Raw genomic sequence first — 14041 nt, 5'->3', positions numbered from 1 at the left:
CACCGGCACGCCGGCGGCGTGGGTCGCGGCGAAGGCCGCCGCCGCATTCTGCCAGTTATGGCTGCCGGGCAGGGAGGGAATCGTGTTCAGGTCGATGACGGGATCGGTCCCGCCGTCGTACAGCTTGCCGTCCAGCACGTAGACGCCCTTGGTCTCACGCTCGGCGGAGACGGGCACGACCGCGCTTTCCAGCGCCGATTCAAGCTCGTCGTAGACCTTGCGGCAGTGCTCGTCGTCGACGCCGATAACGGCGGTGTGGGAGCGCTTCGGGTGCTGGAAGATACGGCGCTTGGCGGCGACATAGCCGTCCATGCCGCCGTGCCGGGCCAGATGGTCGGGCGTCACGTTCAGCAGCACGGCGACGTTGAAGGAAACCGAGGGCACCAGTTCGAGCTGATAGGACGACATCTCCAGCACGTAGACGCCGCCTTCGCCCAAGGAATCAAAGGTCAGGACGGGCGTGCCGAGATTGCCGCCGACCTGCACCGGGCGGCCCGTCAGGCTCAGGATATGGCCGATCAGCGCCGTCGTGGTCGATTTGCCGTTGGTGCCGGTGATGCCGATATAGGCTGCCTTCGGCTGCGCCCCGTAGAGCAGCTCGATATCGCCGATGATCGGGATACCGGCTGCCTTCGCCCGCGCCGCGACGGCGTTGGGCTTGGGATATGTGTGCGGGATGCCGGGCGACAGCAGCAGCGCTTCGATGCCGGTCAGATCAGCCGTGTTCAGGTCGGTCAGCGGGATGCCGGCGGCGGTCGCGGCGGCGCGGCCGGCTTCGCCGTCGTCCCAGGCCAGGATATCGATTCCGGCTGAAGTCAGCGCCCTGGCCGTGGCGAGGCCCGACTTGGCGAGCCCCATGACGGCGTAGCGTTTTCCCTTGAGGTGGCGCAGATCGATCATGGCGTCACCGCAGCTTCAGGGTGGACAGGCCGACCAGCGCCAGCACAACGGCGATGATCCAGAAGCGGATCACCACGGTCGGTTCGGCCCAGCCCTTCTTTTCGAAGTGATGGTGCAACGGGGCCATGCGGAACACCCGCTTGCCGGTCAGCTTGTACGAGGCGACCTGCACGATGACCGACACCGTTTCCAGCACGAACAACCCGCCGATGATCGCCAGCACCAGTTCGTGCTTGGTGATGACGCTGATGGCGCCCAGCGCCCCGCCGATCGACAGCGAGCCGGTATCGCCCATGAAGACCATGGCGGGGGGAGCGTTGAACCACAGGAAGCCGAGGCCGGCGCCGACCATGGCGCCGCAGAAGACGGCCAGCTCGCCGGTGCCGGGAACGTGGTGGATCTGGAGGTAGCTGGCGAAGACGGTGTTGCCGACCAGATAGGCGATCAGACCGAAGCAGCTTGCCGCGATCATGACGGGCACGATGGCGAGACCGTCCAGCCCGTCGGTCAGGTTGACCGCGTTGCTGGCGCCGACCATGACGAAAACAGCCATCGGCACGAAGAACCAGCCGAGATCGATCAGCAAGTCCTTCATGAAGGGGACCGCAAGGCCGGTCGTGCCGGGATCGCGGGCGAAGGCCATGATCACCAGGGCGGCCGCGGCGCCGATGCCGATCTGCCCGGCCAGCTTGCCCTTGCCGGGCAGGCCCTTGGTGTTGCGCTTGGTCAGCTTGAGGAAGTCGTCGCCGAAGCCGATCGCGCCGAAGCCGATGGTGACCAGCACCACGACCCAGACGTAGATGTTGGTCAGGTCCGCCCATAGCAGGGTGCTAATGACGACCGCGATCAGGATCATCAGGCCGCCCATAGTGGGCGTGCCCTTCTTCTTCTGATGGGTTTCCGGTCCGTCGCTGCGGATCGGCTGGCCCTCGCCCTGCTTGGACTTCAGCCAGCGGATCAGGGTCGGGAAGAACACGAAGCTGATGACCGACGCGGTCAGGATAGCCCCGCCGGTCCGGAACGTGATGTACCGGAATAAATTGAAGATGATAAAATCATCTGCCAAAGGGAACAGCAGGTGATAGAGCATCTGATAATCGCCTCAACCCTGCTGGACGGCGCGAGCCGTCTTGCCGTTAGTGTCGTTCAAAGCCGAATTTTCGGCCGGAGCATCGGAATCGCCGAGAGCAGACAGCGCGTCGACGATCAGCGCCATCCTGCTGCCGAGCGATCCCTTGACCATGACGCAGTCGCCGCCACGCAGCGCCTGCGCGATCTTGGGCGCGAGTGCGGCACTGTTCTCCGCCCAGGCGCCTTGCATGGCCGTGGGCAGCTTGTCGAACAGCCGCTTCATGTCGGGGCCGCAGCAGAAGACGAGGTCTACGCCGTTGGCCCGGAGCGGTTCCGCCAGGGCCGCATGCAGCAGCGGCGACTTCTCGCCCATCTCCAGCATGTCGCCGAGCACCGCGACGCGGCGGCCGCCGGCGGACGGCTCACTGGCTTTCAGCACCTGGAAGCTCGCTTCCATGGAAACCGGGCTGGCGTTGTAGCTCTCGTCGATGATGGTCAGCCAGCCGCCGCCGAGCCTGACCCGCTTCCGCACGCCCCGGCCCTTGATCGGCTTGACCCTCGCCAGCGCCTGCGCCGCAGTCGCGACATCGCCGCCGAGCGCCTGGACCGCCAGCAGGACGCCCAGGCTGTTCATGACATGGTGACGGCCGGGCAGGCTGACGCCGTACTGGATCGGCTCGCCCCTGATGACGGCGGTGACGGCGCTGCACGTCGCATGGGCCGAGCACTCGGTCAGCCGGGCGGCGGCGTCTTCCGCCGTGCCGAAGCCGAGGATGCGCGACAGGCCCTTGGTCCGCGCTGCGGCGACCAGCCGTGCGTAGTGCGGGTTGTCGCGGTTGAGCACCACGGTCCCGTTGGGCGACATGCCTTCGAAGATCTCGGCCTTGGCGTCGGCGATGGCTTCGACCGAGCTGAAGAACTCGAGGTGGACCGCTTCGATCGTCGTGATGACCGCGACGTCGGGCTGGACCTGACGCGACAGCGGGCCGATCTCCCCGGCATGGTTCATGCCGAGTTCGAACACGGCATAGACGCTGTCCGCGGGCATCCGGGCGAGACTGAGCGGGACGCCCCAATGGTTGTTGAGGCTGCCCGCCGTGGCGAAGGTCGGCGCCAGCGCGCCGAGGCAGACCGCCAGTGCTTCCTTGGTGCTGGTCTTGCCGACCGACCCCGTGACGGCGACGATCCTGGCCTTGGCGCGGAGACGCGCCACCGAGCCGAGATCCTGGAGGGCGGCGAAAGTGTCTTCGACCAGCAGGACGGGAGCATCCGCCGGCAGGTCTTCCGGCCGGTGCGACACCAGCACCGCCGAGGCTCCCGCCGCCAAGGCCTTCGCGGCATAGGCATGGCCGTCGAAGTTCGGGCCGGCCAGGGCGATGAAGAGGTCGCCGGGCTTGACCGTGCGGCTGTCGATCGAGACGCCCGTCGCGTTCCAGTCCGCCCCATGGAGCGTGCCGTTGACAGCCGCCGCGGCATCGCCGGCCGTCCAGAGCACCGGCGCGGAGGAAGAGGTGGTTCCGGTCATCAGGCCAGGACCTCCCGCACGGCGGCGCGGGCGGTCTCCGCGTCGTCGAACGGCCGGACCTCCGTCCCGATGGTCTGACCCTGCTCATGGCCCTTGCCGGCGATCACCAGCACGTCGCCCTCGCCCAAGTCGCGGACGGCGGCGCGGATCGCCTCGGCGCGGTCGCCGATCTCCTCCGCGCCGGGGCAGCCGGCCAGGACTTCCTGCCGGATCGCCGAAGCGGTTTCGGTGCGCGGGTTGTCGTCGGTGACGATGGCGCGGTCGGCAAGGCGGGCCGCCAGCTCGCCCATCACCGGACGCTTGCCGCGGTCGCGGTCGCCGCCGCAGCCGAACACCACCACCAGCTTCCGGTCCGCATGGGGGCGAAGCGCCCGCAGCACCGTTTCCAGTGCGTCGGGGGTATGGGCGTAATCGACGTAGACCGGAGCGCCGGAGGGATGGTGGGCGACCAGCTCCAGCCGGCCATGGACGCCGCCGAGCTTTTCGAGCGCCGCCGTGGCCTCGCCGGCATCCTCGCCGGACCCGATCACCAAGCCCAGCGCGCAGAGCGCGTTCATGCATTGGAAGCGGCCCGCCAGCGGCAGGTCGATGTCGTGGACCCGCCCAAACACTTCCAGCTTCAGGCGCTGGCCGTGGGGCAGGGGCAGCAGATCAGCCAAGACAATTTCCTTCGCCTGGGCGCCATAGCCGATCAGGCGATGACCACGCCGGGCGCACAGCTCTGACAGATGGGTGAATTCGGGGGTGTCGGCGTTGAGGACCGCGGCGCCGCCCTGGGGCAGCACGCGGTCGAACAGCATCGCCTTGGCCGCGAGATACGCCTGCATACTGCCGTGGTAATCCAGGTGGTCACGTGACAAATTTGTGAAACCGGCGGCGGCGATCCTCACGCCGTCCAGCCGGAACTGGTCCAGCCCATGGCTCGACGCTTCCATCGCCAGGTGGTCGATCCCGGCATCCGCCAATTCCGCCAGCGCCCGGTGCAGCGACACGGTGTCGGGTGTGGTCAGGGATCCGTAGCGGTCCATCCCCGGCGCCGTGATGCCGAGCGTGCCGAGGCTGCCCGCCTTGCGGCCCAGAAGCGCCCAGAGCTGCCGTGCGAACTGCACCGTCGAGGTCTTGCCGTTGGTGCCGGTGACGGCGGCCACCGTGGCCGGCTGCCTGCCGAAGAAGCGGGCGGCGATCCGCGCCAGCCGCAGCCGGGGGTTCTCGTCCTCGATTACGGCGATGCCATCGGGGATGCCGCCGCCAGCCGCCGTGCCGACGGGTGCCAGCACCGCGACGGCGCCGCGCCTGACGGCTTCGGCGACGAAGGCCCTTCCATCCGCCTTGGTGCCCGGCAGCGCCGCGAACAGCCAGCCGGGCTCGACCGCGCGTGAATCGCTCGTCAGGCCCGCGATCATGGGATCGCGGGCCTGGATCGGCGCGGCAGATGACGGGGTGGAGGAGACGAGGTCAGTAAGACGCAAGGGTGCTTCCCCTGGGGTTCAAATGGATTTCGGTGGCGTTCCGGATCTCCGGCAGGTTCTCGTCGACCGGGTTGATGCCCATCAGCGGTCCGACCTGCCTGATGATCCTGCCGGCCAGCGGCGCCGCGACCCAGCCGCCGGTGGCATAGCCGAAGGTGCGCTTGTTGCCCTTGGGCTCGTCGATCATCGCCAGCACCAGATAGCGCGGGTCGTTGATCGGGAAGCCGCCGACGAAGGACGACAGGAGAGCTTTCTTCGCGTAGCCATGACCACTCGTCTTTTCCGCCGTCCCGGTCTTGCCGCCGACCACGTAGCCCGGTGCGGCTGCCCCGGTCGCCGTGCCCTGGGTTACCACCAGACGCATCAGCCGGCGGATCTGGTCCGAAGTTTGTGGCGAAATTACGCGCACGCCGGGAATTTCGGCGCCCGGCGCCCGCTTGAGCAGAGTGGCCGGATGCAGGATGCCGCCGTTCATGGCCGCTCCGGCGGCCGACGCCATCTGGACGGGGCTGACCGAAAGCCCGTGACCGAACGCGATTGTCATCGTGCTGGCGTCGCGCCAGGGATGCGGCACCATTGGAGCGCCTACTTCCGGGATCTCCACCGGCGAGCGCTTCAGCAGGCCGAACTTGTCCATCAGCGCCCGCTGGGCGGGGGTGCCGACCTCCATCGCCATCCGGACCGAGCCGATATTGGACGAATACATGAAGATCTCGGGCACGGTCAGCCAGCGGTTCTTGCCGTGGTAGTCGCTGATCGAGAAGCGTCCGACGCGGATCGACTTGGTCGCGTCGAAGCTGTCGCCCATGTGGATCTTGCCGGAGTCCAGCGCCAGCGCCGAATTGAAGATCTTGAAGGTCGAGCCCATCTCGTACACGCCGAGCGTGTTGCGGTTGAAACGGGCATTCTCGTCGTTCGTCGGCGCATGCGGATCGAAGTCCGGCAGCGACACCATCGCCAGCACCTCGCCTGTCTTGACGTCCATGATCATGCCGGCGCCGCCGAGCGCCTGGAACTCGTCGACGGCGGCCTGGATCTCGCGCTTGACGATATGCTGGAGGCGGACGTCGAGGGAGAGCTGGATCGGTTCGCTCGACGCGCGAAGCTGCTTGTCGAACGACTGCTCGATCCCCATCAGTCCGCTGTTGTCGACGCCGGTGAACCCGACCACATGGGCCGTCAGGTTGGCGTTCGGATAGACCCGGCGCTCCTCGCGCTGGAAGTAGACGCCGGGGATGCCCAGCCGGTTGACTTCGTAATGCTCGCGCGGGTTGAGGTTCCGGCGAATCCAGACGAAGCGCTTGTCGCTCTTCAGCTTGGCGAGCGTGTCGTTGTAGTCGAGCCCTTGCAGTACCGAGACCAGCTTCTGCGTGGCTTCGACCGGGTTGATGATCAGCTTGGGATCGGCATGCAGCGATGCGGTCGCCAGCGAGCTCGCCAGCAGCACGCCGTTGCGGTCCACGATGTCGGCCCGGCTGGCGGGAATGGCGTGGGCGGAGGCCGCCTGGGCGAGACCGGTGTCTCCTCCCTGGCTCATGACCGTGGCGTCCACCAGCTTGATGCCGACGGCGCCGAAGGCGAGGCTGAAGATGGCCATGGTGACCATCAGCCTGCTCTTGGCTGTTTCCAGCGCATGGGCTGCCCTGCTGCCGGCGCGCGGGCGGGCGGCGGTCTGGGTGGGGGCAGCCTCCCGCTCGGTGGCCGTCCAGCCGGGTTGCTCATGCATGGCGGTCATCGGGCTACCTTGTAACTGGCGAGGACGACGGAACCGGCGGCCGGCGGCACGGGCACGCCGCCGAGGCCACCGGGCTTGCGGGCCGGCATCGGGACCGTCGTGCCGGCGACCAGGGCGGGGCCGTGCGGGTTGTTCGGGTCGACCGGCTCGAGGCGCTGCGGAATGACCGCCGCCGATTTGATCATCTGCTCCGACGTGGTCGGGCCAAGGACCAGATGGCGGCGCGCCATTTCCTCGATCCGGTTCGGATCGTTCATGTAGCTCCACTCAGCCTTCAGGATCTGGATCGCTTCCTGCTCCTGGACGATGGCGCGATTGAGGCCGGCGAGATCCTCGCCCAGGCCCTGCACCTGATAGCTCGTGTGGAACAGTGCGCCGCTCGCCAGGCCCGCCAGGCCGAGCCAGATCACAGTGGACTTGCTGATCATGCTGCCTCCTCGAAGGCCGGCGCCTTCGTGCGTTCGGCCGCGCGCAGCCGGGCAGACCGGGCGCGGGGGTTGTGGGTCAGTTCGGCCTGTCCGGGCGTCACTGGCTTACGGGAAATCAGACGGAAGGTCGGAGCCTTGGGAGCATCCGTGCCGACCGGTGCGTGACGCGACGGCGCCGGGGCGTTGCCCGAGCGCTGCCGCAGGAATTCCTTGACCTGACGGTCTTCCAGCGAGTGGAAGGACACCACCGCCAGACGGCCTTCGGGGCGAAGCAGGCGTTCGGCGGCGGCGAGGCCGCGATCCAGTTCGCCCAGCTCGTCGTTCACATGCAGGCGCAGCGCCTGGAAGGTCCGGGTCGCGGGATCGATGCCGTCCTTGCTCTTCGGCACCACGCGGCGGACGATCTCGGCGAGCTGCGAGGTCCGCTCGATCGGCGCTTCGGTCCGGGCCTGCACGATGGCGCGGGCGACGCGGCGGGACAGCCGCTCCTCGCCCAGCCGGAAGATCACGTTGGCAAGGTCGCCCTCGTCCATGGTGTTGACCGCGTCGGCGGCGGTCGCCCCATGATTTCCCATGCGCATGTCGAGCGGGCCGTCGGCGCGGAACGAAAAGCCGCGCCTTGGGTCGTCGATCTGCGGCGACGACACGCCAAGGTCCAGCGTGACGCCGTCGACCCGGCCGATGCCGGCCTCGCCCAGCAGGGCGTCCATCGAGCCGAACGCACCCTCGATCATCGTGAGCCGGCCGTCGAACTCGCGCGCCATCTCGGCCCCCGCCGCAATGGCCGAAGGATCGCGGTCTATCCCCAGGACGGTGCAGTCGGCCGCCGACAGGATGGCGCGGGCGTAGCCGCCGCGTCCGAAGGTGCCGTCCACATAGACGCCGCCGTCGCGGGGAGCCAGCGCCGCGACGACTTCCGCCAGCAGTACCGGGATATGTCCGCTCTTATAGGTGGAGTCATCCTGATGAAGGGTCATGCCGTCCTCCTCAATCCTTCGACGGGGAGGCGGCCGCCCGGCGGGCCGACGAGATCGAACTGAGCGAGATGCCGGAGGCGCGGCTCTGGGCGCGGGCTTCTTCCACGCGGGCCTGATAGGCGCCCGGCTCCCAGATCTGGAAAGTCTTGCTGCGGCCGACGAAAGACGCCTGTTCCGTGATGCCGGCGTAATCCATCAGGTCCTGCGGCAGCAGGATGCGTCCGTCGCCATCGACCGGCAGTTGGACAGAGTCGCCGAAAATCGTCATCTCGTAGAGATCACGCTCCTCGGCGGAGATATCCATCTGTTCGAGATCGGCGGCCAACTTTTCCATGTGCTCCGGACTACACGCTTCGAGTGCAGAAAACTGTAGGGAGCGAAAGACCACCAGACCGGTCGCGGTACCCTCGGGGGACTGTTTGGCCAGCACAGTACGAAACTGAGATGGCACCGACACCCGGCCCTTCTTGTCGACTTTATTCAAGTAGGTGGACAAGAAGACGGCCATCTAACCCTCAAGCCCCGCGGTCCGAACCCTCGGTTCCGCACCACCTTCGCCCTGGTTGGCGACCCCTGGCGAACTACGCCATACGGGTACCGACCCTGTGCTTGGGTGAGTATGGGATAACATGGGATTTCATGGGCAGTCAATGCCGTTGCCAGTAAATGGCCTTTGGAATCAAGAAATTTCGCGGGTGCGTACGTGTTCGCTCAAGGTTGGATTGTGACTCCCGCGCTTTTTAGGGAGATGGTAAACATCAAGTTAATCTTAAGGCGGTTTCTCAACTTCGTTCACTGTTTGTTCCTATAACGAACGAAGGAGTTTTGTTGTCAAATTCTTGATCCGGTGAACGACTCGGCTGTCAGCCAAGAGTCGCGGAAATGTAGCCGAAGCTTCTTCAACAGCTTGTCCACAGGTTTATCCCGTTACGTCACACCGTTGTCCCAGCCTCGGGCGCCTCAAAATCCAGGGGCTCCGGTTGCGTCCTGAAAGTTGAATTAGCGATTGCTTAACTAAGTGGTGCCAGACGGCCTGTAAGCCGGGTTCTGTACCCGCTTTTCATCCCTCTTCCGAACGGATGAGGCGGGTGATGACCATTCATCTGGGACATCCGTTGCCGGATGCCTCACGCGACCAACCCGGACGACAGCGCGGAAACGCGCCTGGACCCATAAAGGCCCATGTCTTCCCTATTCGGTCTTGCTCCTGGTGGGGTTTACCGTGCCGCCCCCGTTGCCGGGAGCGCGGTGCGCTCTTACCGCACCCTTTCACCCTTACCCGCTGGGCCGTAAGGCCGGACAGGCGGTTTGCTTTCTGTGGCACTTTCCCTGGGGTCGCCCCCGCCGGGCGTTACCCGGCACCGTATTTCCGTGGAGCCCGGACTTTCCTCTCCCCACAGGTCACCCTGCGAAAAGCGGTCATCCGGCCGTCTGGCGGAGCGGAACTTAGGGACTGGCAGAGTGCGTTGCAACAGGATTGCGGGCTGAACGCCGATTCCAGGCTGTAAAAGCGCGCGGCGGCGCCCGGATATCAGGGCGGAGTCGCTGAAAAGGCGTCCACCTGCCTGACTGCCGCCCTGAGAACCCTCATGAAAACCTCATCCAGCCCGTATCCGCACCGCTCGGGAATGAAGTGCCTCTGGAACGCCGTCGCCGCGACTCGAGTCTGCGGATTGAGTACCCCGGCCGGTTCGACTTCGTACCCGAATCGGGCGAGCAGGGCCTGCGCTTCCGCTACGGCATGACCCGGACCGTCGTCCAGGGCACAGGGGACGGGCCAGAAACCGATTCCCCGCGCCGCCAGCCAGCGCCAGTCGAACAGTTCCCCAGGGTCTTCCTTGCGGGCCGGAGCCACGTCGGAGTGGGCAAGCACGCGGTGGGGCAAAATCCCATGCCGTTCCATGACGGCACCGGCCAGGGCGGCGAAAGCGGCCATCTGGACGTCGGGAAAAGGCCGGTAGCCCCATTCGTGCCCAGGATTGACCAGTTCGACGCCGACCGACCGGCTGTTGATGTCGCGCTCGCCTTGCCAGTAGCCGATCCCGGCGTGCCAGGCCCTGCGGTCCTCGTCCACCAGCGAGAAGACGGTGCCGTCCTCCTCGATCAGGTAATGGGCGCTGACTTGCGCCCGGCTGTCGCACAGCCGCTCCAGCGCTTGCCGCCCGGTCGGCATGCCGGTGTAGTGGACCAGCAGGATATCGACCGGCACGCCCTCGGGGCGGGGGCCGTGGTTGGGGGAGGGATGGGGAACGACCGGGATGGCGGCGGCCATCACGTCACCGACTGGTTCTGGTTCTGCTTGGGCGCCTTGCGGATCACGATCACCGCCACGCCGACCAGGGTCAGGGCGCCGCCGACGATCATCGCGGGCGTCATCGGCTCACCCAGCACGAAGATGCCGGAGATCACGCCGAACACCGGGGCGAGCAGGGTCCAGGGCATCGTCTGGTTGACCGGGTATTTCCGCACCAGCGGGTACCACATCAGGTACGAGACGATCGTCACCATGACGGCCATATAGGCGATGGCGCTCCAGCCCAGCCATGTGGCGGTATGCAACTGTTCCCATTGCCCGGTTTCCATCAGCAGGCTGGCGACGAACAGTTGCGGGACGGCCATGATCGCCATCCAGCCGTTCAGCGCAAATCCGCTGATATCGCCGATCCGTCTGATCTGGATGTTGACGATCGAGAAGATCAGGGCCGCGACGATGACCAGGAACAGATAGAAGGTGTTGTCGAGCGCCCTCGGCTCCCCGGCGATCACGATCACGCCGGCGAAGGAGATCGCCATGCCCAGGCCGCGCTTCCAGCCCAGCCTGTCACGGTACAGCACGGCCGCGAGGATCGATGAGAACGGCACCTGGAGCTGGATCGCGATCGACGCCGTCGCCGCGTCCACGCCCGTCAGGCCGGTGAACATCAGCGGAAAGTGCAGGCTGCCCAGCAGCACCGACAGGATGAAGATCTCCTTCATCTGGCCCCGAGGTATCCGGACGAACGGCAGCAGCAGGGCCGCGACGCTGGCGAACCGCAGGCACATCAAGAAGATGGGCGAGAAATCGCGCAGGCCGAACTTGGCGACGGCGAAATTGAAGCCCCAGATCACCATGACGATCAGGGCCATCACCATGTCGCGCCGGGTCAAGAGGAAGCTTCCAGCTCTTCCCTCAACGCCTCCAGTTCAAGCCAGCGCTCTTCCGCCGCTTCAAGCTCCGCCTGCAACTTGGTCAATCCTTCGCTGGTCTTCTGGAAGCCCGCAGGGTCGCGGCCGAAGAAGTCGGCGTCTGCCATCCTGGCCTCCGCCGCCTTGATCTTCTTCGTCAGGTCTTCCATCGTCTTGGGCAACTGGTCCAGTTCCCGCTGCTGCTGGTAGCCCAGCTTCTTCCGCTGTTTCGGTTCGGCGGTGGCGGCAGCGGTTTCCTTGCGGCGGGACTTAGCCGCCTCGCCGTTCCGTTCCTGGCGCTGGATCGCGTAGTCGGAATAGCCGCCGACATATTCCTGGACTTCGCCTTCGCCCTCCACCGCGATGACCGAGGTCACCAGCCGGTCGAGGAAGTCGCGGTCGTGGCTGACCAGCAGGAGCGTGCCGTCGTAGTCGCTCAGGACCTCTTCCAGCAGGTCGAGCGTGTCCATGTCGAGGTCGTTGGTCGGCTCGTCGAGGATCATCAGGTTCGACGGACGGGCAAACAGCGTCGCCAGCAGCAGCCGGTTGCGCTCTCCACCCGACAGCGCCTTGGTCGGCGTGTCCTTGAGCCGGGGATCGAACAGGAAGTCCCGCATGTAGGACGCGACGTGGCGGGCCTGACCGCCGGCCGTGACGGTATCGCCGCCGAACGGGCAGAGCGTCTGGTGGATCGTCGCCTCCGGGTCGAGCGACGCGCGGCGCTGGTCGAAATAGACCGGCTGCAGGTTGACGCCGAGCCGCACCGTGCCGCTGTCGGGCTGCAACTGGCCGGTCAGGATCTTGAGCAGCGTCGTCTTGCCGGCGCCGTTGGGGCCGATCAGGCCGACGCGGTCGCCGCGCAGGATCTTGGTGGAGAAGTCCTTGGCGACTTCCCGCCGCCCCTCGGCGGTGTCGAAGCCCTTGGCGACGTGCTCCGCCTCGATCACCAGACGGCCGCTGATTTCGGCTTCCGCCACCGCGAGCTTGACCTGTGCGCCGCCCCGGACCCGCTCGGTGCGGTCCACGCGAAGCTGCTGCAAGGCGCGGACGCGGCCCATGTTGCGGGTCCGCCGGGCGCTGATGCCCTCGCGCATCCACTGCGTCTCGGCGGCGATCTTGCGGTCGAGCTTGTGGGCGGCGATCTCTTCCGATGCGAAGACTTCCTGCTGCCACGTCTCGAACTCGGCGAAGCCGCGTTCCGTCTCCCGGATGCCGCCGCGGTCGAGCCACAAGGTCCGGCGCGACAGCTTCGACAGGAAGGCGCGGTCGTGGCTGATCAGCAACAGGCCGCCGCGATAGGACTGAAGCTCGCCTTCCAGCCACTCGATCGTCGGCAGGTCGAGGTGGTTGGTCGGCTCGTCGAGCAGCAGGACGTCAGGGGCGGAGACCAGGGCGCGGCCCAATGCTGCGCGCCGCGCTTCCCCGCCGGACAGGGTCGAGGGCGCGCGGTCGCCGGCGAGGCTCAGGCGGTCCAGCACGGCATCGACCCGGTGCAGGGCGTCCTGGTCGCCGGGCGGCAGGCCTTCCGCGACGAAGTCGTGGACGGACGCGTAGCCGTCGAACGACGGCTCCTGCGCCAGATACGCGACCCGCGCGCCGGGCTGAAGGAAGCGCTCGCCGTCGTCGGGCAGGATCTGCCCGGCCAACAGTTTCATGAGGGTGGATTTGCCGCTGCCGTTGCGTCCGACCAGGCACACTTTTTCGCCCCGCGCGATGCCGAGATCGATCTTCTCGAACACCGGCAGACCGCCGAAAGTGACCGTGGCGCCCATCAGCGCGACCAGGGGAGGAGTAGGTGCCATGATTGGATGCTATAAAGGCAATACCCCCTGTAAGGGCAAGCGCTATATCGGCAGGTCAGGGCGGCATCTTGCCCGCACGCGCCGAAAACGGGGTTCAGGCCGGTTCAGGCACGGCGCCGCGTTCCTTCCGGATGCGGTCATGGGCGGCGTTGATCGCTGCCAGCTTGTCGTTGGCGATGTCGATGAAGTCCTGCGGCAGTCCCTGGGCGATCAGCCGGTCCGGGTGATGGTCGCGGACGAGCTGCCGGTAGGTGACCTTGATCTCCTCGTCGGTGGCGGACGGGGTCAGGCCGAGCACGGCGTAGGCGTCGTTCTTCTGGGCGCAGCCGTTGCAGGCGCGGATGCGGTTGAAGTCCTGGTCGGAGAAGCCGAAGACCCGGGCGATGCCGTGTAGATAGTCGATCTCCGCGTCGCGCAGCGCGCCATCGGCGCGGGCGATGTGGAACAGGCCGTCCAGCAGGTCTTCCAGCACGGCGGGACGGTCGGCCAGCAGCTTGGCGATTTGGCGGGCGTAAGGCTCCCACCCCTGGCTATCGCGCCGGGCCAGATCGAAGACCCGCCCGACATTCTTCATCTCGTCTTCCGGGATGTGGAAGACCTGCTTGAAGGCGGTGACTTCGTGCCGGGTGACGGCGCCGTCGACTTTCGCCATCTTGGCGCCCAGCACGATGACGCCGATCGTGAAGGCGATCTGCTGGGTGGCGTCGGGCGCTACTTCGGTGGTGGTGGCGGCGGAAGACGGATCGGTTTCGTCCTCGCGATAGAGATCGACGGCGTGCCCGGCGACGGCGCCCACCAGCGCCCCGATCGGTCCGCCGATGGCGAAACCCGCCGCTCCGCCCAGGATCTTTCCCCAGATGCTCATGATACCCAACGGTCGATGGTGTTCAGCGCGAGCATAACCACCTCGGCCGCTCTCGCCAACTGTGTCATGGTGAACACCGGTCAGTGACTTTTGTGCATGGCAGC

12 protein-coding genes and 1 other RNA gene are annotated in these 14041 nt (G+C 66.6%); all 13 read right to left on the bottom strand.

What is annotated here, in order from left to right:
• Nucleotides 1-900, bottom strand: a 900-nt coding sequence (locus AC5JJ6_RS17060; protein WP_496043203.1) for a Mur ligase family protein, incomplete at its 3' end; no start/stop codon positions are given.
• Nucleotides 901-904: 4 nt separating this feature from the next.
• On the bottom strand, nucleotides 905-1990 hold the full coding sequence (mraY, locus tag AC5JJ6_RS17055) for a phospho-N-acetylmuramoyl-pentapeptide-transferase (protein WP_496043202.1): 1086 nt from the start codon (nucleotides 1988-1990) through the stop codon (nucleotides 905-907).
• Between the two features lie 12 nt (nucleotides 1991-2002).
• A complete protein-coding gene (locus AC5JJ6_RS17050) occupies nucleotides 2003-3496 on the bottom strand; it encodes a UDP-N-acetylmuramoylalanyl-D-glutamyl-2,6-diaminopimelate--D-alanyl-D-alanine ligase (RefSeq protein ID WP_496043201.1) in 1494 nt (497 codons plus the stop codon).
• A complete protein-coding gene (locus tag AC5JJ6_RS17045) occupies nucleotides 3496-4965 on the bottom strand; it encodes a UDP-N-acetylmuramoyl-L-alanyl-D-glutamate--2,6-diaminopimelate ligase (protein WP_496043200.1) in 1470 nt (489 codons plus the stop codon). The genes AC5JJ6_RS17050 and AC5JJ6_RS17045 overlap by 1 nt, the downstream gene beginning before the upstream one ends.
• Nucleotides 4952-6700, bottom strand: a complete 1749-nt coding sequence (locus AC5JJ6_RS17040; RefSeq protein ID WP_496043199.1) for a peptidoglycan D,D-transpeptidase FtsI family protein — start codon at nucleotides 6698-6700, stop codon at nucleotides 4952-4954. The genes AC5JJ6_RS17045 and AC5JJ6_RS17040 overlap by 14 nt, the downstream gene beginning before the upstream one ends.
• The gene (gene ftsL / locus AC5JJ6_RS17035) at nucleotides 6697-7128 is read right to left on the bottom strand and encodes a cell division protein FtsL (protein WP_496043198.1); all 432 of its coding nucleotides are present in this window, start codon (nucleotides 7126-7128) and stop codon (nucleotides 6697-6699) included. The genes AC5JJ6_RS17040 and ftsL overlap by 4 nt, the downstream gene beginning before the upstream one ends.
• Entirely contained in the window at nucleotides 7125-8105 is a 981-nt protein-coding gene (gene rsmH / locus AC5JJ6_RS17030; protein WP_496043197.1) for a 16S rRNA (cytosine(1402)-N(4))-methyltransferase RsmH, read from the bottom strand. The genes ftsL and rsmH overlap by 4 nt, the downstream gene beginning before the upstream one ends.
• A 10-nt stretch (nucleotides 8106-8115) precedes the next feature.
• A complete protein-coding gene (locus AC5JJ6_RS17025; protein ID WP_044429606.1) occupies nucleotides 8116-8613 on the bottom strand; it encodes a division/cell wall cluster transcriptional repressor MraZ in 498 nt (165 codons plus the stop codon).
• A gap of 512 nt (nucleotides 8614-9125) precedes the next feature.
• Nucleotides 9126-9540: RNase P RNA component class A (rnpB, locus tag AC5JJ6_RS17020), an RNA gene on the bottom strand.
• Between the two features lie 96 nt (nucleotides 9541-9636).
• Nucleotides 9637-10377 (bottom strand): peptidoglycan recognition protein family protein, encoded by a 741-nt coding sequence (locus AC5JJ6_RS17015; protein ID WP_496043196.1) that lies wholly within the window; start codon nucleotides 10375-10377, stop codon nucleotides 9637-9639.
• Nucleotides 10377-11252, bottom strand: coding sequence for a DMT family transporter (locus tag AC5JJ6_RS17010; protein ID WP_496043195.1), 876 nt, complete (start codon nucleotides 11250-11252; stop codon nucleotides 10377-10379). Before AC5JJ6_RS17010 ends, AC5JJ6_RS17015 begins: the two co-directional genes overlap by 1 nt.
• Nucleotides 11249-13072 carry an ATP-binding cassette domain-containing protein gene (locus tag AC5JJ6_RS17005; protein WP_496043194.1) on the bottom strand — a complete coding sequence of 608 codons (1824 nt, stop codon included), beginning with the start codon at nucleotides 13070-13072 and terminating at the stop codon, nucleotides 11249-11251. Before AC5JJ6_RS17005 ends, AC5JJ6_RS17010 begins: the two co-directional genes overlap by 4 nt.
• A 94-nt stretch (nucleotides 13073-13166) precedes the next feature.
• Nucleotides 13167-13937 (bottom strand): TerB family tellurite resistance protein, encoded by a 771-nt coding sequence (locus tag AC5JJ6_RS17000; RefSeq protein ID WP_496043193.1) that lies wholly within the window; start codon nucleotides 13935-13937, stop codon nucleotides 13167-13169.
• Between the last annotated feature and the right edge of the window lie 104 nt (nucleotides 13938-14041).

The sequence above is a fragment of the Skermanella sp. genome (assembly GCF_059503625.1).
Note: the sequence above shows the minus strand (reverse complement) of the source record. Positions and strands in the feature narration are given on the sequence as shown.

What these genes read in the sequence shown, in the direction of transcription:
- AC5JJ6_RS17000 (WP_496043193.1), bottom strand. Translation starts at nt 13,937, where the DNA reads ATGAGCATCTGGGGAAAGATCCTGGGCGGAGCGGCGGGTTTCGCCATC.
- AC5JJ6_RS17015 (WP_496043196.1), bottom strand. Translation starts at nt 10,377, where the DNA reads ATGGCCGCCGCCATCCCGGTCGTTCCCCATCCCTCCCCCAACCACGGC.
- ftsL (WP_496043198.1), bottom strand. Translation starts at nt 7,128, where the DNA reads ATGATCAGCAAGTCCACTGTGATCTGGCTCGGCCTGGCGGGCCTGGCG.
- AC5JJ6_RS17005 (WP_496043194.1), bottom strand. Translation starts at nt 13,072, where the DNA reads ATGGCACCTACTCCTCCCCTGGTCGCGCTGATGGGCGCCACGGTCACT.
- AC5JJ6_RS17050 (WP_496043201.1), bottom strand. Translation starts at nt 3,496, where the DNA reads ATGACCGGAACCACCTCTTCCTCCGCGCCGGTGCTCTGGACGGCCGGC.
- rsmH (WP_496043197.1), bottom strand. Translation starts at nt 8,105, where the DNA reads ATGACCCTTCATCAGGATGACTCCACCTATAAGAGCGGACATATCCCG.
- AC5JJ6_RS17025 (WP_044429606.1), bottom strand. Translation starts at nt 8,613, where the DNA reads ATGGCCGTCTTCTTGTCCACCTACTTGAATAAAGTCGACAAGAAGGGC.
- AC5JJ6_RS17040 (WP_496043199.1), bottom strand. Translation starts at nt 6,700, where the DNA reads ATGACCGCCATGCATGAGCAACCCGGCTGGACGGCCACCGAGCGGGAG.
- mraY (WP_496043202.1), bottom strand. Translation starts at nt 1,990, where the DNA reads ATGCTCTATCACCTGCTGTTCCCTTTGGCAGATGATTTTATCATCTTC.